Here is a 5,035-nt window from a genome sequence, read left to right as displayed (position 1 = left end):
AGGAAGTAAAAGAGGTGGTTCTCTTTGCTAAGGTAGTTCATTCTACCTTAGCTTTACTTCCTTTTTTTGTTTTTATCGAAAAACGTTTAGGACAACATTGCAATGCCCAGTGATATAAGCCAGCTTATCACGACGGTACCGACAGATTCTGTTAATAAGGCACGGCGTAGTTCCCAGTTGCTGCTGCCCAATACTTTTTGTGTATTGATACTGCGTATGCGAACCGGAGCTAAGGCTGTACTGAAGTTGATCAGGTTGATGCAGGCGATAATGATAATCAGTAATCCGATGCTTACAATCAATACCATTGTACTACGGTCCCCTGTCTTGAGGTAATAGGATGCCGACATATCGTAATAAAGTTTCTTGATGGGGAATACGTAGAGTCGTTGATTCCCTTTGTCTACAATATTCAGTCGCTTGTTGGCACCGCTGGCTTCTATTTGCTGGTTGATATCGGCTGCACTAACTCCCGGTTTCAGCCGGAAAAAGGCAAAATAGTTCTGGCTTGCCCAGTCATCTTTTTGGTAATCACTCATCCGGATGAACATATCATTTTTAAACTGGCAATTCTCAGGGAGGTCTTTAAAGATGCCACATATCTTGAACTTATCTATTCCCTTTACCAGCCCATTGTCGCCTTCCGTATAGAGATAGGAACCCAGGGCGTTGCCTTTAGGGAAAAGTTTGCGGGCATAGCTTTCCGAAATAATGATACTTTCAGGTTTATTCATGTCCTTGTCACTGCCTTCTACAAACTGCAATCCGACAACTTTTGCGAAATCGGGGTATACGGCCCACGGGGTTTCATAGAAATATTGCGGACTTTCAGGATTGGTACAGAATGCCTGTTTCTGCCAGCAGGGAGCATAGATGGTTCCATATTCAATGCCAGGTATCTGCTCGATGAGGAAATCAATCGGTCCTCGTGGAAGAGCCATGATGGAGTTATCTTTCTCTTCTCCCAAATTTAGTCCGACCAGGCGGTCGGGGTTGGGATAACACGTATCGAAGCTATATTCGTAACTTGCTTTCATCATAATCAGTATGAAAGCCGCAAAGGCAGTCGACAGTCCTAATAAGTTGAGTACGGAAGCTGTCCGAAAGCGCTTGAGTGTATAGAAAAGATTACGTAGTATTGTTTTCATAATGTTGTAATGTTTATTCTGTCTTTAAGTTTTTTATAGGGTTCTCGCGGGTCGCACTCCGACTGATCAGATAAACAGAACCGAGCGATATGGCAGTTACGGTAATAAAGGCGATGATTCCGCTCAACCAAGGCATGGTACTTTGATAATGGGTTATCCGGTTGATTTGCATAATGCCGATGTAGGCCAGCGGAAGTGCAATTATAATACTGATAACCAAAGAACTGAATGCGAATTGTATCAGTCGCTTCATTTCTTGTCTGCTGCTCGATCCAAATACTTTACGGATAGCCATATCGCGTTTGCGTTGTGCTATGAAATATAGACTCATGGCGGTTAGCCCGAGCAAAGAAATCAGCAGGGCGGCACCGGTAAAGATTCCTATCGTATGCTGTAAATTGGTCAGGTCTTTGTATATTGCTTTTACCTGATTGTGATACCATTCCGATTCGAATGGGATTCCCTCTATTGTTTCCGAATATAGCTTGTCGAGCTCTTTTTTATAGTAGGTTAGCTCGTTGCCAGCTACTTCTATCAGAATATTCCACGGATAGATACTGTCCGGATGCATGATGGATAGCATGGTTGGGTATTGGGTATCCAGTATGGAACCGGACTTGATATCCTTGAATGTTCCTGCTATAGGATAATGCATGCTTCCCGTTTGGGGACTGCTTCTTAGATAATCTGCGTCATGGCTGAGCCCCAAAGCATTGAATACACTGTCGGAAAAGAAATAGGTTGTTTCTTTCGTAACCGGGAGATGGTTGTTTATGAGGTTCAGATGAAACAGATGGATGAATGTTGAATCGGCTGTCAGACTTCTCCATCGTATGTTTTGTATTTCTCCTTTTCCGTTATATATCTGTACGGCATTGTTTTCTCCCTGAAGGTCGGCGGGCGTTCCTTGGGTGAAACATACCTCGTTTACAAATGGCAGTGTGCGCGCTTTGTCGCGGAATGTCTGCAACTTCTGTTTATTGACCAGTGCCGGATAGTTGAGGATATTGCCGTAACTGTATCCCAGCGGCTCATGTAAGATATTATATAGTTGGATACTTAAATAGATTGCACAAGTCAGCATGGCAAGGGTAAGGCTGCTTTGTATGATGTATAATCCGCGTAAATAAACGACTTTTGTCTTGCGTCGGAAATTACCTTTTACTATATCCAGCGGATTATATCGTGAGAGCAGGGTTGCCGGAACAAAGCCTGCAAGGAGAGAGAGCAGTAGGATACCGGCCAGATAAATGCTCAGAGTAAGAATATTTAAATCACCAGTCAGGTCAAGTTTCACTTGTAACAAGTCCGAAGCAAATGGCTCAACAGCTCTTGCCAGTAGAAAGGCGAGGAGAAAAGCGCCTAATGTGAGCAGGAAAGATTCTGCAATCATACGCCAGAAGATATCGGGGCGTGAAGAACCCAGCAGTCTTCGGGTAGCCATTTCTTTGGCACGATAACTGGTTTGGGCTACGCTCATGCTGATATAATTGAAGACTGCCATCAGCAGAATGAGTATTCCTACGCAGATGAAGATTACTACTTTTGTAAAACTGTATTGCAGGAAGGTACCATTCGAGGGAATTTCACTGAAATGAAAATCGTGCATGGATATCCATTTTACTTCCTTCATATAGCCAAGCGCATATATCCAGTAATACTTCTTCAAATAATCGAGCATTTGTGTAGCTTTATCATTGGGATTAGTCCCTTCGTGGAAGCGGGCAAAGACAGTTGCACCTCCGGCATTGTTCATGTTGCGTTCATGCATACTGCTGCTTTTGTCGATATAGTCGATGAAATCGTATGGGATGATGGCTTCTATATCACTGGGGAATAGTGAGTTGCCGATGTTTTTCATAATACCTGTTACGGTATATGTTTCTTGGCTGTTGGCGGATAGTCGGAGAGCCTTTCCGGTGGCTGGTTCATTGCCAAAAAGTTTTCTCGCCCCGTTTTCGGTTAGAACAATGCTGTTTTTGTCTGTTAAAACCTGGTCGGGACGTCCTGATAGTAATTTGAAATAAAAGAACTGAAAGAAATTGTTGCGGGATGCCAAAATCTTTAATTCTACTTTTCTGGTTTCTTGTAAGACGTAGGTTCCGGTATATGCCAAATTGCTAACGGCACACCAGTCTTCTATTTCCGGATATTGGGTGCTTAGTATTTCTCCTACCAGATAATGTGAGCCGATGTATTGTTCATTGCCAAATGCATAAATACGAGAAGCATCGGGCTGCTCTTTGTCGATACTCAGTTGTCGGCTTACCATGTTGGCTATTAACAACACGAACATTAGTGAAAAGCTTAGTCCTCCCATATTCACAAGTGTGAACATCTTGTTCTTATTGAGAAAAGTAAAATATGTTTTGAGTCCTTTCATCTGTTTATTAATGTTTTGTTCGGTTATAATATAGCAAAGTGCGTGCCATTGTTGCAATGTGTTGATAATCAGATTGTATATAAAATAATACTTAGCTGGAGGTGTCTAATAATTTGACACATGGTGTATGATTTTTAGACACTTTAGTAAATAAATTAGCCGTTTTTGCCCTTCACGCCCTTCACATGAATGGTGTTTGGTGTCTATCATGACAAATGAATATCTGGAATTTATCATGTCGATAGGAAAATATTAATGGTCGTCAGAGGAGCTGTTATCTCGGATAAGAGCAGTGATGGTATGATCGGTGAAGGGTGTGAAGGGCAAAAACAGGTGTTTTTTTCTTTAAAAGGTACCTGAAATGGTGGAACCAGCCCTTCACGGTCCTGTTGAAGTGTGCCTGTTTTTGCTTCTTTGCTCGGATTTTCTGATTGATTCCGGTAGAGAGGAGCTTTTGCTTTTCTTGTTGGAGAAGGATTTGAAGTTCAGGAAGGAATTTTTAGGATGCACACTTTTCGTCGCTTTTTCAGAATGTATCTGCTGGGATAGTTTGGAATTCGTTACTGCATCCTGATTTGTTTCGACTTTATCATCTATACATTTTTTGCATAGTGGGGGTGGTGGATTTAAAAGACCTGTTTGTTCGCCTATCTGTTCTGTGAGCATGTTCGGTAGTTTTTCTTCGTATCTTCATTTCGTTTATGCCTACATCTTTCTTTTCTACATAGAATTTTGTCCGTTTCCTGTTCCGATCCTTATTATATTTACGTGTGCATCGAGAAATTTTCTTTCGTATTTCCTTTGGTTTTTCCCGTTGCTGTTTCATGTTTTTGTACAAAACTTTTAGAAATTTGTACAAAACAGAATATTTTTTGTACAAAAAACGGAGATAATTTCAGCATGCCTTTTCTGACTTTCCCGTATTTTCTTATTCAGATCCCGGATTCTTTTGCTTTTTTCTCTTGACTTTTTCGGAGGAAAAATCCGTTTTTTTTAATCCGACTGTCCGTTAATGACAGAATTTATTCCTATCAGCCGTATGTTCTTCATGCCTTTTGGGGATAGGCTTGATAGATTTTTTGGTTTCTTTCTGCTTCTTTTCCTGCATTTTTCTGTTGTCTGCCGGCAAAAAAAGCTCTGTTACTCTTTCATCCGGATCATCCGTTTTCGAGATTTTTTCGCTTCATCGGGATATTTTTTGTCCAGTGCTGAGAAATTTTTTCATCCCATTCCCGTTTTTTCAGTGCTTTTCCTGAATTCTTTTCGAAGGAAAAGCCTGTTTTTTTCGGCTTCCGCTTCCCGTTTCCGGGCATTTTTCCCTTACCTTTCGAATCATTTTCAAGTTTTTTCCGTACAGTGTGGGAAATTTTTTTCTCCGTATCCATAATTTTTCCACTTTTCTCAGAAGGTGTGTCAAAAAGCACACCTTCTTTTTTAGCACAAAGCCCCGACTTTCACAAGCTGGGGCTTTGTTATTACCTAAAGATTTTGTATCTTTAAGCAT

At 41.2% G+C, this 5,035-nt stretch carries 2 protein-coding genes; both read right to left on the bottom strand.

Features of this window, described 5'->3' with window-relative positions:
- Positions 1–86: 86 nt before the first annotated feature.
- Positions 87–1,148: an ABC transporter permease gene (locus ACZM60_RS14345; protein WP_489521829.1), complete on the bottom strand. Its 1,062-nt coding sequence runs from the start codon at positions 1,146–1,148 to the stop codon at positions 87–89.
- A 13-nt stretch (positions 1,149–1,161) separates the two neighbouring features.
- A complete protein-coding gene (locus ACZM60_RS14340; protein WP_489521828.1) occupies positions 1,162–3,531 on the bottom strand; it encodes an ABC transporter permease in 2,370 nt (789 codons plus the stop codon).
- Between the last annotated feature and the right edge of the window lie 1,504 nt (positions 3,532–5,035).

The organism is Phocaeicola sp., assembly GCF_057861905.1.
This window is presented reverse-complemented; position numbering and strand designations above follow the sequence as displayed.